Genomic DNA, 14,925 nt, shown 5'->3' on the forward strand with positions numbered 1-14,925 from the left:
GCATTTGCACACTTCATGCTCCTTAAACCCTCAACCGATATTGTTGAGGGCCACAGGGCAACAACGATAGAGATTGAGGCCAAATTCACCCACCCAATGGAGGGCGGACCCAACATGCCCTTTAAGATCCTTGATAGTGGAGTAGTGGTTAACGGCCACAGAGAGAAGCTCCACTGGAAAAAGGTGATGATTCCGGCTATGAAAGGATCAAAAAAACTTGTTCCAATGTATAAGGCTGAGTTTAAACTGAGAAGGCCTGGAGTTTACAAGTTCTACATCTACCCAAGTGCCTACTTTGAACCTGCAGAGGAGCAGTTTATCCAGCAGGTGACTAAAGTTGAGGTTGAGGGATTTGGAATGGAAGAGGGCTGGAACAAGCCCATAGGTCTTAAGGCTGAAATTGTACCTCTGACAAGGCCTTTTGGACTCTGGGAAGGTAACACTTTCAGGGGAAGGGTCTACTTTAACGGGAAACCTGCAGCAAACGTAAGGGTTGAGATTGAATACCTTAACACAACCGGAGTAAAGGTTCCTGCAGACGCCTTTGTTACTCAGGTGGTAAGAACAGATAAGGACGGCTACTTTGAATACACAATTCCGTGGGCAGGATGGTGGGGATTCTCTGCAATCGGTTACGGTGGTAAGAAGAGGTATAAAGACGGAAAGCTCTACCCGGTAGAACTTGACGCCGTTATGTGGGTTAAGGCCTATCCCAAACCTGAAGGGGTGAAGTGATGCATATCTCAGAGGGAGTTCTTCCAGGTTGGTGTCTGATAACCGGTTGGGTTTTAACTTCTGCAGGCCTTTATGTAGGCCTTAAGTCTATAAACGGTAGGAAGATTCCACGGACAGCCCTTCTTTCTGCAGTTTTCTTTGTTGCTTCTCTGATTCACGTTCCTATAGGGGTGACAAGTGTCCACCTACTTCTCAATGGCCTTGCAGGTGCCCTCCTGGGCTGGGCGGTATTCCCGGCCCTCTTTGTCGCACTTCTCTTTCAGGCTCTCCTTTTTCAGTTTGGAGGGATAACTGTTTTAGGGGTAAATACGTTTAACATGGCCTTTCCCGGCGTCGTTGCCTACTACGTTGTTAAACCTCTTTTGAAGAAGGGGACTACAGGCTCTTTAATAGCGGCGGGGGTTCTGGCGGCCCTGATAGGTGTGTTTCTGGCGGCCACTTTCGTCAGTGCAGAGCTTATGAGTGTAGGGAGCTCCTTCACAAAAACGGCAGAGCTGGCATTCCTTGCCCACATTCCCGTTGCGGCGGTTGAGATGGTAATAAACTCCTTTGTTTTCCTCTACCTTAAAAAGAGCGGAATTCCCCTGGAGGTTTAGTTATGAAAAAGCTTTTAGTTTTTGTCTTCTCCTTTTTATTTGTTTTAACAGCTCAGTCCTTTGCCCATAAAATATCGGCATTTGTTGACGTTGAAGACGGTAACGTCTCCCTCGTTTCCTACTTCAGCGACGGAACTCCTGCAAAGAACGCTAAGGTAACGGTTTACGACTCTAAGGGAAACGTTGTCCTGACGGGAAGAACAAACAAAGAGGGTGAATTTGACTTCAAGATTAAGAAGAGCGGAAAGTATAAGGCCGTTGTTCTGGCGGAACTCGGCCACAGGGCGGTTGTTAACTTTACAGTGGGAACTCCTGCCACTTCTTCAAGGAGTAAGACTTCTCAGAGTGCCGGAACAAAAACAGCTGTGCAGAAACAGTCTAAACCCAGTGCTCCGTCGCTTTCAGAGGAGGAGTTCAGAAAAGTTCTGAGGGAGGAGCTCCGCCCCATTCACAGGGAGCTCCTCAAAATTGAGGAAGCTCAGAGCTCTATCTCCTACAAGGACGTTATTGGAGGCCTTGGCTGGATATTGGGTATATTTGGAGCTGCTATGTTTGGATACTGCTACAGAAGGAGAGAAGGTGGAGACGCCTCTTAACGGAGAGGGACTGTTAAGCCGTTTAGACCCGAGGGTTAAAATAGTTCTCTTTCTTGTCCTTGCCTGGACGGTTGCCCTTGCCGGCAACCTGCTCCAGGTCTTTGCCTTTCTTCCCCTTGCCCTCCTCTTTTACGCAACGGCCTACAGGAAAACGGCAACCATACTGAAACTCCTCCTCTTTGCAGACTTTTTTCTCCTCTTTGTTGTTCTTACCCAGCTCTTCTTGGGCTCTCCCTACGAGGGAGTTTTAATCTTCTTTAAATCAACGGTTATTGTTCTCTTCTCCCTGTTGCTACTTACCACCTCTTCCGTTTTTGACCTCCTCCACGCACTCCACCATCTAAAAGTCCCAAATAAACTTCTCCAGATAACTTTCTTCTTCTACAGATACCTCTTTACAGTGAAAGATCAGCTTCAACTTGCAGAGAAGTCTGCAAAATCAAGGGGATTTATACCTAAAACTTCAATTCAAACTTACAAAACATACGCTTACTTTATGGGAAATCTTCTGTTAAAGAGCTATTTTAAGTCTGAAAACGTCTATAAAGCCCTGATTTCAAGGGGATTTAAGGGATACTTCCCCGTATTCAGGCACTTTGAACTGGGAAAGCTTGATGTCATTTTTGCGCTTTTCACAATTATCTACTGGGGAGTTGCAGTTTGGAGATTCTATCTGTAGAGAACTTAAGGGTTAAACTTGAAAACAGGGAAGTTTTAAGGAGAGTCAATTTTTCCTTGAAAGATGGAGAGAAAGTTTTTATAACAGGTCCAAACGGCGCCGGGAAAACGACTTTCCTTGAAACCCTCATGGGGTTTGTTCCGTTTGAAGGAAAAATCTCATTTAAGGGAAACGAGCTTAAGAGTGAAGATGACTTCAGCGTTTTAAGGGGAAGGATGGGATACGTTTTCCAGAACCCAGACGACCAGCTCTTTGCCCCAACCGTTGAAGAGGAGCTGGCCTTTGCTCCACTTGTTAAGGGATTGAAGAGGGAGCAGGTTAAGGAGATTGTTGAGAGAACCCTTAAGGAGTTTGAGATAGAACACCTGAGGGAGAAGCCCACGTATAAGCTGTCTGGCGGTGAGAAGAGGATTGTCTCTGTGGCCTGCGTTGTTACTATGGATCCTGAGGTGATTCTTTTAGACGAACCGACAACGGGGCTTGACAGGAACAAGTGGGAGAAATTAGTTGAGTTCTTTGAGAGGACGGGGAGCTCCCTCATTATCGTAACCCACGACACAAAACTCATGAAAAGGCTGGGCTGGAAGAGGCTTGTAATGGAAAACGGGGAGCTCCGGGAGTAAAGGCAGCCCGAAAGGGCTACCAGAAAGGAAGTTATTTTGACGTGGCCTTTTCTTTAGTTTTGGATTTACCTCTTGACTTTTTCCTGCCTTTCTCCTCTGGGTAGAGGGCTATTTCAAAGACCGGCTCAACTCTGTTAACGAATATGAGCTCAATTTTCTTCTTAGCCTCCTCGGGGAGCTCCTCCATAACCTCCTGTCTGTTCTTCTCAGGAAGGATAACCTTTTTGGCTCCATACCTCAGGGCTGCAAGTATCTTCTCTTTAAGGCCGCCAACGGGAAGGACTTTTCCGCCTAGAGTTATCTCTCCTGTCATTGCAACTTCCTTCTTAACTTTCCTGCCTGTAAGGGCAGAGAGCATCGCCGTTGCAATTGTTATTCCGGCCGATGGGCCGTCTTTGGGAATGGCTCCGGCAGGAACGTGGACGTGGATGTCAATCTTTCCAAAGTCCTGCTTTATGTTGTACTTATCTGCGTTGGCCTTTATGAACCCAAGGGCTGCCTGGGCGGATTCTTTCATAACGTCGCCCAGCCTTCCTGTAAGGATGAGCCTTCCAGAGCCTTTGGTTACTACAGCTTCAATGAAGAGAACGTCTCCACCGACGGGAGTCCAGGCAAGGCCCGTTGCAACTCCGACTTCGTCTTCGCCGAGCTCAAGCTCCGGGATGAACTTGGGAGCTCCCAGTATCTTCTCAACCATCTTCTTTGTAATTCTGTATTTCTTCTCCTTACCTTCGCTTATCCAGAGGGCGACCTTCCTGCAGATGGCGGCAATTCTCCTGTCAAGGTTCCTGACTCCTGCCTCCCTAGTGTAGTGGCGGATGATGTGGAGAAGTGCTGAGTCTGTAAACTCAATGTCCTTTTCCGTCAGTGCGTGGTTCTTCATCTGTTTCGGAACGATGTACCTCTTTGCTATCTGGAGCTTTTCATACTCTGTGTAGCCGGGAATGTTGAGGACTTCTAACCTGTCGTAGAGGGGTTCCGGGATTGTGTGGGGAGTGTTTGCCGTTGCGATGAAGAGGACTTCGGAGAGGTCAAAGGGGTGGTTTATGTAGTTGTCAACGAACTCCCTGTTCTGTTCGGGGTCTAAAACTTCTAAGAGGGCTGCAGCCGGGTCTCCCCTGAAGTCAGATGCCATCTTGTCTATTTCATCAAGGAGGATAACAGGGTTTTTTGTTCCAGCCTTTCTGAGAGCCTGGATGATCTTCCCTGGCATTGCGCCAACGTAGGTTCTCCTGTGGCCTCTTATCTCAGCCTCGTCCCTAACGCCGCCCAGTGAAATCCTTACAAACTTCCTTCCAAGAGCTCTTGCTATAGACCTTGCAAGTGAGGTCTTTCCAACACCCGGGGGGCCTACAAAACAGATCGTAGGCTGTTTTACCTCTTTTACTTTCTTCTTCCTCTTTTTGATGAGGGATTTAACGGCAAGATACTCAAGTATCCTGTTTTTAACCTTTTCAAGGTCGTAGTGGTCTTCGTCTAATATCTTCCTTGCCCTCTCTATGTCTAACTTGTCACGGGTTCTCTTAGACCAGGGGAGCTCTATCATCCACTCAAGCCACGTCCTTAAAACGGCGGCCTCGGCAGACTCAGGGTGCATCTTCTCAAGTCGGGCAAGCTCCTTTAAAACGGCCTCTTCAACCTCCTTGGGCATTTTTGCTTTTTTAATCTTTTCCCTGTACTCCTCTATCTCTTTGCTTCTCTCCTCTTCCTCTCCAAGCTCCTTCCTTATGGCCTTCAGCTGCTGCCTGAGGAAATACTCCTTCTGCTCCTTCTCCATAGACTCACGGGCCTTTGCCCTTATTAGCTCCTGAACTTCTAAGACCTTTATCTCGTGCTCCAACTTCTCGCTAACCTTCTTGAGCCTCTCTATCGGGTCAACGGTTGATAGGAGGTCTATGGCCTCTTCAGTTGATAGGTCTAACTGGGCTGCTATGAGGTCTGCAAGTCTTCCAGGGTCTTCAATTGACCTTAAAATGGCAACCATGTCGGGGGGAATCTGTTTCCCAAGGGCAACAACCCTTTCAAGCTGATCTTTTACCAGTTTTACAAGAGCTTCCTCTTCAATGCTCTGGGGTCTGTATTCCGGTTCAAGAACGTGCTGGAGTTTTGCCTTGAACAGACCGTCTTCCCTTCTCAGTTCTTCAATCTTTGCCCTTCCAAGGCCCTGAACCAGAATTTTTACCCGGCCGTCGCCCATCTTCATAGCCTTCAGTATCACGGCGACGGTTCCGTAGTCGTAGAGGTCTTCTCTTGTAGGTTCCTCTATCTCCTTGTTCTTCTGTGTGGCTAAAAAGATGAGCTTGTGCTCCCTTAAAGCCTCCTCAACGGCGTTTAAAGAGAACGGCCTTCCAACAAACAGGGGAGCTATCATCATTGGGAAGACGACAACGTCCCGCAGGGGTAAAACGGGGAGCTCCTCTGGAAGCTGTGGTTGATTTATCGGATCGTTAACCATCTCCGCCATCTTTCATCTCCTTTTTAACTCTTTTTTTCAGGAATTTGAGGAACGGTTCCCTCAAATCCTCTCTCATAAGTGCAAAGTCAACAGTGGCTTGAAGGAAACCCAACTTATCTCCTGTATCGTAACGGCTAACCTTTAAAATCCTACCATAGATAGCCTCTCTGCTGTTAAGAAGCTGAATGGCATCTGTAAGCTGTATCTCTCCGCCTCTTCCAGGGGGTGTTTTCCTGAGGGCGTCAAAGATACCGGGGGTCAGAACGTACCTTCCGGCAATTGCAAGGTTTGACGGAGCTTCTTCTCTACGGGGCTTCTCAACTAACTCATCAAGTTTTAGGACTTCCTCGTCAACCTCTTTTCCGCCAACTATTCCGTACTTCTCAACTTCCTCTTCGGGAACCCTCTGGAGACCAATTACAGAACATCTGAACCTGTTGTAAACCTCTATCAGCTGTCTTATGGCAGGGGGTTCTGAAACCATAACGTCGTCACCAAGGAGAACGGCAAAGGGCTCGTTTCCAACAGCCGGTTCTGCCGTAAGGATAGCGTGTCCAAGGCCTAAAGGCTCTTTCTGCCTTATGTAGATAAAGTCTGCCATGTCAGGAATTTCCCTGACGATTTTGAGGAGCTCCTCCTTCCCCTTCTCCTCAAGGTTCCTCTCAAGCTCTAAGTTCCTGTCAAAGTGGTCTTCTATTGCCCTTTTGTGCCTTCCTGTAACAAAGATTATCTGTTTTATCCCGGCGGCAACAGCCTCTTCAACTATGTACTGAATAACCGGTTTATCAACTAAGGGAAGCATCTCTTTTGGCTGTGCCTTTGTTGCCGGCAGAAACCTCGTTCCAAGACCTGCTACTGGAATGACAGCCTTTCTTACAGTCATTATCCCTCTCCCTTTTTATTACTTTATTTCCCAGGGAAACCTCCTGGCAAAGATGCATTTCAGGTACCTTGATTCGGGAATCTGGAGGACAAACGGGTGATCTTTAGCCTGGTAGGTTGTGTATAGAACCTTTAAAGGTGTTCTCGTGTCAAAGGCTGCGGAGGTCAGTATCTCCTCTAAAATCGGTGGTGTTATGTGGTGAGAGCAGGAGCAAACGACTATACTTCCGCCCGGTTTCAGCATCTTTAGGCCTCTTAAGAAGAGTTCCTTATAACCCCTCTTTGCCTGTTCAACAACTTTTCTGCTCTTTGCAAAGGCAGGAGGGTCTATGACTATTGAGTCAAACTTCTCTCCTCTTTCAGCCATTGATTTCAAGAGCTTAAAGGCATCTCCCTTAACAAATTTGAACCTGTCGGCAACGCCGTTGAGTTCCGCGTTTTCTCTGGCAAGGTCTAAAGCGAGCTGAGAGCTATCAAGGGCAACAACTTCTCCAGCTTTTCCTATAACGGCAGCATGGATTCCAAACCCTCCAAGGTGGCAGAAGGCGTCTAAAACCCTATCTCCCTCTTTCACGAACTCTCTGGCAAAGAGGAGCTTGTTTTCCCTCTGATCTAAGAAGTATCCAGTCTTCTGGCCACCAACTATCTGAACGTTGAACTTTATGCCGTTCTCAAGGATAACCACCCTTTCCGGAATATCGCCGTACAACGGTTGCTCAACCAAGGGCAGCCCTTCGAGCTCTCTCGTCTGAACTGTTGATTTTTCGTAAATACCTTTCGGTTTAACTACTTCAACGAGAGCTCTAACAACGGTATCTTTAAGGATTTCCATTCCCAGAGTTGTTACCTGAACAACCAAATACCCGTTGTAGTAGTCAACTATGAGTCCGGGAAGGTAGTCGGCCTCTGAGTGGATTAGTCTGAAGGCTGTGCAGTTTTCCGGAACGATCTCTTTTCTGTAGGCGAAGGCTTCTGAAATCCTCCTGACGAAGAAGTCGTAGTCTATCTCTTCCTCTTTTTTAAAGGTCAATATTCTTATTGCTATGTAGCTGTCGGGGTTAATGTATCCTTTTGCCAGAAAGGCTCCCCTGTAGTCTCTGACTATACAGATTTCTCCCGGCCTTGGTCTTCTTGAGTAAGAGAGTATCTCATTTTTGTATATCCAAGGATGGAAACCTTTTATCCTTTTCTCTTTCCCTTTTTTAATTGAGACTTGAAGCATCTTACCTCCTGAGGAGAGCTCCCGGCATCATCCTTAAGTACTTTTTGAAACTCTCTCTGTAGGAAATTCTACCTGAGAGGAGCTCCGAGGTAAGCTGTGCCACTTCCTTAGAGCGTTTCAATACAAAGAAATTTAGTCCTTTAAGAGAGAAAAAGAGTTTTCCTACTATACGAGCCCATTTAAACTCTTCTCCAAAAAGCGAGTTGATTGCCGTTTCATAGCTACTCAAACGGCTCAGTTCTCCAGTTTTAAAGAACTGTCTTACAACTCCTGCAGCAACTGTTCCACTTTTTACAGCGTAGTAGATACCCTCCCCGGTTAACGGATCAACTAACCCTCCGGCGTCTCCGAGGAAGAGAATGTGAGGCCTGTAAACGTCGTTCTGGCTTTTCCCTGCCGGAATGGGGAAGCCGGAGCTCCACGTCTCTTTCCCCGTTAAGCCGTGTTTTCTGTTGAACTGCGAAAGGATTTCCCTAAGGGATGCTGTTACTTTCTTAGACTTAAACTCACCGATTCCTGTTGTTACTACATCTCCCTTTGGAAATGCCCAGTAGTAACCCCACTTAAAACCTGTAAAGTCTATTATCAGTTCCTCTCTGGAGTTCTCAACGTACGATTCGTATGTAAAACCTATCTCCCTTTTAATTCCCAATTGTCTGGCTATTCTGCTGTTGACTCCGCTTGCAACCAGTAAGACTTTAACTCTATAGCTGTCCTTTGTTGTGTTAAGGATAACACCGTCAATGTCTTTTTCTACGGTTAAGGCTGTCTCTCCAAGGTGTATATCAAAATGAGAGTGGTTTAATGAGTTAAACAGGAATGCGTCAAGTTCCTCTCTCTGAGTTAAGTAGGTAAGAACCGTAGTGTAAGAGAGGACAGCTAAACTTTCTTTGTTGTACAGGATAAACCGGTTGATCCGTTTTCTTACAACAGAGTCAACTTCAGGGAAAAACTCCTTCAGAATTTCATAAGCTTTAGGAGTCAAGCCACCAGCACAAGGTTTTTTCCTGGGAAAAGAAGATGCACTTTCAATAGCAAGAACCTTAAGGCCGGAACCCTCTAAAACCTTAAGCGCTGAAACACCAGCAGGCCCCAGGCCTACAACTGCCACGTCGTAAACCATTTCCCCCGTCCTTTTTATTCTAATGTTATTAACGGCCTTTATAATCAGCGATTAGCTTTTCAAACTCTCTAAACAGGTAGCGTGAGTCGTGGGGTCCGGGGGAGCTCTCCGGGTGGTACTGAACAGTAAAAAGTGGCTTGACTTTGTGCTTCAACCCCTCAACCGTTCCGTCGTTAAGAGAGTGGTGGGTAACTTCTAAGTCGTCTGGAATTGTAGACTCATCAACAGCAAAGCCGTGGTTCTGGGCTGTTATCTCAACCCTGCCGGTCTTCCTGTTCTTAACAGGCTGATTCGCTCCCCTGTGGCCGAACTTAAGTTTATAGGTAGATGCTCCCATTGCAAGGGCTGTAAGCTGATGCCCCAAACAGATGCCGAAAATGGGTTTTTTGTACGTTGCAATAAGGTATTTAATGGTTTCTATGGCATAAGTTACGGCTGCCGGGTCACCGGGACCGCAGGAAAGGAATATTCCATCCGGGTTCATTTTCAAAATGTCTTCCGGCGGTGTGTGGGCTGGAACAACAATCGGTTTAATACCAACGTCAATTAAGTTCCTCAAGATGTTGTACCTGATTCCAAAGTCTAAGACTACAACGGAATATTTAAAGTCTCTTCTTTCAGGGTATCCCTCTCCCAACTTCCAGGTTCCTAAATTCCACTCGTAGGGCTCTTTACAGGTTACTTCGTCCACAAGGTTTAACCCTTCCATTGGGGGAATGGAGCGCGCCTTTGAAATAAGACTGTCAACGTCTAAATCAACAGTTGAAATAACCCCTCTCATTGTTCCTGCACTTCTCAGTTTCTTTGTAAGTTCCCTTGTATCTATTTCACAGATACCGACAACCCCGTACTCTTTTAAGTAGTCCTCAAACGACTTCTCTGCTCTCCAGTTAGAGTAAATCTCAGATATCTCCTTAACTATAAAACCCTCAGCTTTAGGGCCGTCAGATTCAACGTCCTCTCTGTTTGCTCCAACGTTTCCTATTAAAGGGCAGGTCATCGTTACTATCTGTCCCTTAAACGACGGGTCTGTTATTATCTCCTGATAACCGGTCATTGATGTAGTAAAAACAACTTCTCCGGCCGTTTCCCCTTCTGCCCCGAAGCTGAAACCTTCGTAGTACGTGCCGTCTTCTAAAGCCAGTATAGCCTTTTTTCGATTTAACATCTTTAACCCCGGCTAAACCTTTCAAATTCTGAAGTTAGCGCTTATTATATACTACCGGTATTAACAAAAACCTGCGGAGGTTCATATGTTCAGGTTCTTAGCTGTTATCTTTTCGCTCCTCTTTATTGCCAGTTGCCTTTCTGAAAACAGTAAGAAGCCTCTCATAGTGACAACTCTGCCTGTCTGGAAAAGTGTTGCTGAATACATAGGTGGAAGAGATTTCCGTTATTACTCAATCCTTAAAGGTGGAGAATCTCCTCACACTTATGAACCAAAACCTTCTGACATAAAGAGGGAAAAAGAGGCTTCTTTAATTATTGTTCACGGATTGGGGCTTGATGACTGGGCTTTAAAGGGTGTAGATAGGGAGAAGGTGCTTGACCTTGGGGAGCTCTTTGCAAAGAAGTATCCTGTTGTTAAACAGCCCGGATACCACCTTTGGATGAACCCTGTTCTTATGGAGGATGTCTACTTTGAAGTTGCTGAGAGGATGGTTGAGTTCTATCCGAAAAGAGAAACCTACTACAAGAAAAGGGCTGAAGACTATGCTGCAATGATTGATCAGATGATAAACAGGATTGACAGTTGTTTGAAAGGAGTAAAGACGAAAGCTGTAGTTATTTACCATCCGGTCTGGAAACCTCTTCTTGAAACTTTTGGAATCAAAGTTATAGAGATTGCCAGAACTCCTGAAGAACAGGTAACTCCAGAGAGACTGAAGGAAGTTATTGAAGAAGCAAAAAGAGCCGGTGCTAAAGTGGTTATAGGCGAAACATTCTCAGACAGAAAAGTTCCCAGATTGATTGCTAAAGAGATAGGTGGGAAAGTTCTTGTTCTAAACCCTCTACCTACGGACAATTATGTTATAGCTCTCTCAAACTGGGGAGAGAAAATTTGTAGTGTTATGAAGGAGTAAGGGATGATTCTGATGATTGATAACTATGACTCGTTTACCTACAACGTTGTCCAATACTTCGGAAAACTGGGTGCAGATATTGAGGTTTACAGGAACGACAAGATAACAATAGACGAGATAGAAAGAAAGAAACCGGAAGCCCTTGTGATTTCTCCGGGGCCATGTACTCCTAAAGAGGCGGGAATTTCTGTTGAGGCGATAAGGCGCTTTGCAGGGAAACTGCCCATTTTGGGAATTTGTTTAGGCCACCAGTCTATAGGCTTTGCCTTTGGGGCAAAAATAAGAAGAGCTAAAAAACTCATGCACGGAAAGGCTTCACTGATTCACCACGATGAGAAATACCTCTTTGATGGGATGAAAAACCCGTTTTCTGCAATAAGGTATCATTCTTTGGTTATTGATAGGGAAACACTGCCGGAAGTTTTTGAGATAACGGCGGAGAGTGAAGACGACAGGGAGATAATGGGAATAAGACACAGAGAGTTCCCAATTTTCGGTGTTCAGTTCCACCCGGAGTCAATCCTGACAGAGGATGGAATAAAGATAATTGAGAATTTTCTTAATCAGATATGAAAAAGATACTGATAGTAACGGGGGAGCTCTCCGGCTTCCTCTACGCAGAAGAGGTTGTGAAGGAGCTCCCTCAAAACTTCAAAGTCTACGGCGTTTTCCTGAAAGAGATTCCTGGAGCTGAGAGGATTTACGACTCTAAGGAGCTCCTTGCCTTCGGCCTCTTTGAGGTTCTTGGGAAACTTCCAAAAATACTAAAGGGAAAGAGGGTTATTACCAATTTCCTTGAAAGAGAAAAGCCCGATGCCGTTCTCCTCATAGACTTTCCCGGCTTCAACCTGAAGATAGCAAAGGAGGCAAAGAAAAGGGGAACAAAGGTTTTCTACTTCATCCCACCTAAACTCTGGGCGTGGGGAAAGTGGAGGGCAAAACAGCTGAGGGAGTTTACAGACAGAGTTTTCGTCATCTTTCCATTTGAGGAGGAGTTTTACAGGAGTTTAGGGATAAACGCAGAGTTTGTTGGGAACCCCCTTGTTGACATCGTTAAACCTGAAGTGAGTAAAGAGGAGTTTTTAAAGGAATTTGGTTTAAACGGCAATTTCTTCGCCCTTCTTCCAGGGAGCAGGCCAACAGAGATTAAGTACCTTTTAGAACCTCTAAAGGACTTTGCAGAGAGTTTTGGGGGAAACTGGCTGATTCCCGTTGCAGAGAGCGTTAGGGAACTTTTTAAAGGTTTTAAATCGGAAAACATAAAGCTAATTCCTGAAAACAGGCGCTACAGCTTGATGGCCTACGCTGAAGCAGGAGTTGTTGCTTCCGGAACTGCCTCTTTAGAGGCTGCTCTTTTAGGACTTCCACACGCTGTTGTCTATAAACTGAACCCGTTAACTTTTGCCGTTGCGAAGAGGGTTGTTAAACTACCCTACGTTTCACTTCCGAACCTGATTGCAGGAAAGGAAGTTGTGCCGGAGCTCCTTCAAAACAGAGTAAACAGAGAAGAGCTGTGGCACACATTTGAGCTTGTCCTTAAGAATAGAGAAAGGATGAGGGAGCTCCTTCAGAAAGATGTAAAGTCAAAGCTGAAAGGGGGAGCCGTAAAACGGGTTGTTGAGAGGATAACAGAGGAGGTCTGATGGAGCTCTTTGCAGTTTCGCAGCCGGGATTGGAGGAGATAACGGCTGAAGAGTTAAAGGAGCTTGGAATAGAGGGAAAAGTAGTTCCCGGCGGCGTTGAGTTTGAGGGGAGTTTAAGGGAAATCTACTTAACGAACTTGTGGCTGAGGAGTGCAAACAGGGTTCTTCTGAGGCTCTGCCGGTTTAAGGCAAAACACTTTGCAGAGCTTGTCAGAAAGGCGGCAAAGTGCAGCTGGGAGAACTATATAACAGAAGACCTGCCCATAAAGGTTCGGGCAACCTCTAAACACTCTAAACTCTACCACACAAAGGCTATAGAGGAGAGGATTTTAAGGGCAATAAAGGAGAGGTTAGGCTTTGAGCCAAAGAGGGCAAAGTATGAGGACGAGGGAACCAGCGTAATCGTCCGATTTGAGAACGATATCTGCACGATAAGTGTTAACACATCGGGAGCTCCCCTTCACAAACGGGGCTACAGGGTCTGTGAGGTTGAGGCACCTCTTCGGGAAAACCTCGCTGCTGCAGTGGTTCTGTTTTCCGGCTGGAAAGGAGAAGCTCCATTAATTGACCCTTTCTGCGGCTCCGGAACAATTCCAATAGAGGCCTCTTTTGTTGCTTTAAACATTCCGCCGGGAAGGAACAGGAAGTTTGCCTTTATGGAGTGGAGGAACTTTGATGGAAAGCTATGGGGGGAGCTCCTCAAAGAGGCAGACCAAAAGAGGAAAAGGGTAAACGTTCCCATTTTGGGTTTTGACATAGACCCTGAAGCCGTTGAGTGTTCTGTTAAGAATTCAGAAAAGGCTGGAGTTTCAGAGGTTGTTCAGTTTAAAAACCTCTCATTTCCGGAAATCTACTACGAAAAGGCCGTTATAGTTACAAATCCCCCCTACGGCGTAAGGCTTCCCAAAAGGCAGGTAGAAACCCTTTACTCAATGCTGGGAGATTGGGCAGCCCGCCACTTCAAGGAGGCTGAGATTTACTTTTTATCTCCTAACAGAAAACTTGCAGAGAGGGTTGGTGAAAGGGCAGAGCTCCTCACCTACTTCTCTAACGGCGGCATCACTGTTGGACTCTACAGAGTAGCCTATATTTCCTGATGAAACTTAATGAAACTTATCGGGAGGTATCTGGATGATTGAGAAAGTTCAGGAGCTCTCTGAAGAGATTAAACGCCTAAAAGAGAGGTATCAAGAGATAAGGGGGTATTTTTGACATAGAGGGGATGAAGAGGGAGCTCTCTGAGATTGAAGAGGAGATGTCCTCTCCAGACTTCTGGAACGACACACAGAGAGCCCAGAAGCTCTCACAGGAGAGAAACAGGATAGAAGCTCAGCTCAACGCCTTTTCATCCGTTGAACAGAAGATTGAGGACTCAGAGGTTCTCATAGAGATGGCTGAGGAAGAGGGAGACGAGGAGCTCCTTAAGGAAGCCGAAGAGAACCTCAAAGAGGTGGAGAAAGAGCTCAACGACCTTGAAGTCAAGAAAGTTCTCTCTGGCGAGTACGACAAGAACAATGCAATAGTAACTATCCACGCAGGGGCTGGAGGAACAGAGTCCTGCGACTGGGCAGAGATGCTAATGAGGATGTACTTAAGGTGGGCTGAGAAGAAGGGTTTTGAAGTTGAAATATTAGACCTTCAGGAGAACGAAGAGGCCGGAATAAAGAGCACAACACTTCTGATAAAGGGTCCTTACGCTTATGGTCTTCTAAAGTCTGAACACGGGACCCACAGGCTTGTAAGAATCTCTCCCTTTGACGCCAACGCCCGCCGCCACACCTCTTTCAGCGGGGTGATAGTCGTTCCGGAAATAGACGACGAAGTAGAAATTGAAATTAGAGATGAGGATATAAGGATAGACACCTACAGGGCTTCAGGTGCAGGCGGTCAGCACGTTAACAAAACAGACTCTGCAGTTCGTATTACACACATTCCAACGGGAATTGTTGTCACCTGCCAGAGCGAGAGGTCTCAGATACAGAACCGCCAGAGGGCAATGAAAATTCTAAAGGCAAGGCTCTACGAACTTGAGATGAGAAAGAGAGAGGAAAAATTAGCTGAGGCAAAAGGGGAACACAAGAGTATTGCCTGGGGGAACCAGATACGCTCGTACGTTTTCCAGCCCTACCAGATGGTTAAAGACCACAGAACCGGTGTTGAAACTTCAAACGTAAACGCCGTAATGGACGGAGAGATAGACCAGTTCATAGAGGCCTACCTCAAACAGAAGGCCCGGCAGTAGCCGGCCTTTTCCACTTTCCTTTAATATTCCGTAAGCCTTCTATAA

Annotated in this window: 15 protein-coding genes; 10 read left to right on the forward strand and 5 right to left on the reverse strand. The window is 46.2% G+C overall.

The features are described from left to right. The 5 genes from F8H35_RS06780 to F8H35_RS06800 form a co-directional block, all read left to right on the forward strand. Nucleotides 1-735, forward strand: a 735-nt coding sequence (locus tag F8H35_RS06780) for a DUF4198 domain-containing protein (protein ID WP_472572787.1), incomplete at its 5' end; no start/stop codon positions are given. Next, complete coding sequence (gene cbiM / locus F8H35_RS06785; protein ID WP_472572788.1) at nt 735-1,331, forward strand: cobalt transporter CbiM; 597 nt, start codon at nt 735-737, stop codon at nt 1,329-1,331. The genes F8H35_RS06780 and cbiM, both read left to right, overlap by 1 nt. Before the next feature lie 2 nt (nt 1,332-1,333). After that, a complete protein-coding gene (locus tag F8H35_RS06790; RefSeq protein WP_472572789.1) occupies nt 1,334-1,927 on the forward strand; it encodes an emp24/gp25L/p24 family protein in 594 nt (197 codons plus the stop codon). After that, on the forward strand, nt 1,911-2,606 hold the full coding sequence (locus F8H35_RS06795; protein WP_472572790.1) for an energy-coupling factor transporter transmembrane component T family protein: 696 nt from the start codon (nt 1,911-1,913) through the stop codon (nt 2,604-2,606). Before F8H35_RS06790 ends, F8H35_RS06795 begins: the two co-directional genes overlap by 17 nt. Further along, the gene (locus tag F8H35_RS06800; RefSeq protein ID WP_472572791.1) at nt 2,588-3,229 is read left to right on the forward strand and encodes an energy-coupling factor ABC transporter ATP-binding protein; all 642 of its coding nucleotides are present in this window, start codon (nt 2,588-2,590) and stop codon (nt 3,227-3,229) included. Before F8H35_RS06795 ends, F8H35_RS06800 begins: the two co-directional genes overlap by 19 nt. A gap of 31 nt (nt 3,230-3,260) precedes the next feature. Here the strand turns inward: F8H35_RS06800 and lon are convergent, their stop codons facing one another. From lon to carA, 5 genes are read right to left on the reverse strand one after another with little or no spacing between them, the layout of a single operon-like run. Further along, complete coding sequence (gene lon, locus F8H35_RS06805; protein ID WP_472572845.1) at nt 3,261-5,684, reverse strand: endopeptidase La; 2,424 nt, start codon at nt 5,682-5,684, stop codon at nt 3,261-3,263. Beyond that, entirely contained in the window at nt 5,677-6,567 is an 891-nt protein-coding gene (galU, locus tag F8H35_RS06810; protein ID WP_472572792.1) for a UTP--glucose-1-phosphate uridylyltransferase GalU, read from the reverse strand. The genes lon and galU overlap by 8 nt, the downstream gene beginning before the upstream one ends. An 18-nt stretch (nt 6,568-6,585) precedes the next feature. Next, nucleotides 6,586-7,788 carry a class I SAM-dependent rRNA methyltransferase gene (locus F8H35_RS06815; RefSeq protein WP_472572793.1) on the reverse strand — a complete coding sequence of 401 codons (1,203 nt, stop codon included), beginning with the start codon at nt 7,786-7,788 and terminating at the stop codon, nt 6,586-6,588. Nucleotide 7,789: 1 nt separating this feature from the next. Further along, entirely contained in the window at nt 7,790-8,911 is a 1,122-nt protein-coding gene (locus F8H35_RS06820) for a geranylgeranyl reductase family protein (protein ID WP_472572794.1), read from the reverse strand. Nucleotides 8,912-8,939: 28 nt separating this feature from the next. Further along, nucleotides 8,940-10,079, reverse strand: a complete 1,140-nt coding sequence (carA, locus tag F8H35_RS06825; protein ID WP_472572795.1) for a glutamine-hydrolyzing carbamoyl-phosphate synthase small subunit — start codon at nt 10,077-10,079, stop codon at nt 8,940-8,942. Between the two features lie 85 nt (nt 10,080-10,164). On the opposite strand from carA, the gene F8H35_RS06830 reads away from it, so the two are divergent. The 5 genes from F8H35_RS06830 (at nt 10,165) to prfB (ending at nt 14,880) form a co-directional block, all read left to right on the forward strand. Further along, on the forward strand, nt 10,165-10,995 hold the full coding sequence (locus F8H35_RS06830; RefSeq protein ID WP_472572796.1) for a metal ABC transporter substrate-binding protein: 831 nt from the start codon (nt 10,165-10,167) through the stop codon (nt 10,993-10,995). Nucleotides 10,996-10,998: 3 nt separating this feature from the next. Next, on the forward strand, nt 10,999-11,568 hold the full coding sequence (locus tag F8H35_RS06835) for an anthranilate synthase component II (protein ID WP_472572797.1): 570 nt from the start codon (nt 10,999-11,001) through the stop codon (nt 11,566-11,568). After that, a complete protein-coding gene (lpxB, locus tag F8H35_RS06840; RefSeq protein WP_472572798.1) occupies nt 11,565-12,638 on the forward strand; it encodes a lipid-A-disaccharide synthase in 1,074 nt (357 codons plus the stop codon). Before F8H35_RS06835 ends, lpxB begins: the two co-directional genes overlap by 4 nt. Then, the gene (locus F8H35_RS06845) at nt 12,638-13,735 is read left to right on the forward strand and encodes a THUMP domain-containing class I SAM-dependent RNA methyltransferase (protein WP_472572799.1); all 1,098 of its coding nucleotides are present in this window, start codon (nt 12,638-12,640) and stop codon (nt 13,733-13,735) included. The genes lpxB and F8H35_RS06845 overlap by 1 nt, the downstream gene beginning before the upstream one ends. Before the next feature lie 34 nt (nt 13,736-13,769). Next, nucleotides 13,770-14,880, forward strand: a protein-coding gene (prfB, locus tag F8H35_RS06850; protein WP_472572800.1) for a peptide chain release factor 2 whose coding sequence is annotated in 2 segments (ribosomal slippage) — nt 13,770-13,844 and nt 13,846-14,880 — 1,110 coding nt in all. Because the reading frame shifts where the segments join, the coding sequence is not laid out codon by codon here. Nucleotides 14,881-14,925 lie beyond the last annotated feature (45 nt).

This window comes from Thermovibrio sp. (assembly GCA_015488335.1).
GTDB lineage: Bacteria > Aquificota > Aquificia > Desulfurobacteriales > Desulfurobacteriaceae > Balnearium.